The 1,148-nt window shown below is 76.9% G+C and carries 1 pseudogene; it reads right to left on the reverse strand.

Annotated features, from left to right (window positions below):
* A pseudogene (locus GTW67_RS35110) lies at positions 1-1,148 on the reverse strand (CHAT domain-containing protein); the annotation flags it as partial.

Below are 1,148 nucleotides of genomic sequence, written 5' to 3' on the forward strand. Positions count from 1 at the left end.
ACCCGTGGACCGCCCCGGGCGGCGCGCATCGCGTGGGCCTCGGCCAGCTTCGTCAGGACGTCCACGCGGTGTGCCCGGCCGCGCCCCTCGGCGAGCAGCGTGCGGGCGTGGGTCAGCTCGGTGACGGCCCCGTCCAGGAGCGCGGGGTCCTTGTCGCCGCTCACCACGGCGAGGAGCAGTTGCAGGCCCAGCCGGGCACGCCGGTCGTACTCCTGGGCGTGGTACACCTCGGGTTGCCCCAGCTCCCGGCGGGTCTCGGCGACCGCGCGGGCCACGGCCTCCCGTACGGCCGCCGGTTCGCCCGCCCCGAAGGCCGGGTCGTCGGTCCCGAGGACCGGGAGCGTCGTGGGCTCGGGCTGTCCGGTGGTCCGCCGGGCCGCCGCGCGCAGTCCGTCCAGCTGCTCCAGCCGTCGACTCAGCTTCTCGCGCAGGCCGCTGTCCCCGGGCTGCGCGGCCAGCCGGTTCCGCAACTCCTGCGCCACCCGTGGCAGCGCCGCGTGGTCACCGGTGCGCTGCGCGTGGTCGAGTTCGCGCTCGGCCGTGGACAGGGCGAGCTGGACCGCGAACGGTGCGTCGGGCGGCAGCGAGGCGTCGCGCTCCAGGGCCGTGCCCAGGGCGCGCAGGGTGGCCAGCGACAGGTCGGCGTCGTGGAAACTGCCGTCGAAGGAGGCGGCCTGCGCCACGACTTCCGCCAGCTCCGCCCGCACCGCCAGGACCCACCAGGAGCCCTCGGTGCTGGCGTCGAGCGCTTCCCCGAGCAGCGCGGCGGCGTCGTCCAGATAGCCGGTGTCACCGGTGCGGTGGGCCAGCAACTGGTCGAAACGGGCCGCGAAACGCCGCTCGCGGACGCCGGCGTGGGCGACGAAGTCCCGCAGGTGGCTGTCGAGATGGGCGAGCAGCCCCGGCTCCGCGGTGACACCGGCGGGCCACTCGTCGAAGCGGTCGCCGTCGTCGTCGCTCTCCACGGCGGGCCGCTCCACGGCGGAGAAGTCCACCGACCCCGGCTCCTCCAGCTCCACGACGACCAGCAGATAGGCGTGGAGCCTGGCGACCCGGGCCCGCTCGGGCGCGTCCCGCGGCAGGGCACGCAGCGCCCGCAGCGCCAGACCGGCGGCGCGGCGGACGCCGTCCGGGCCGGCCGCCGCGCC

It is taken from the genome of Streptomyces sp. SID5910, assembly GCF_009862125.1.
GTDB lineage: Bacteria > Actinomycetota > Actinomycetes > Streptomycetales > Streptomycetaceae > Streptomyces.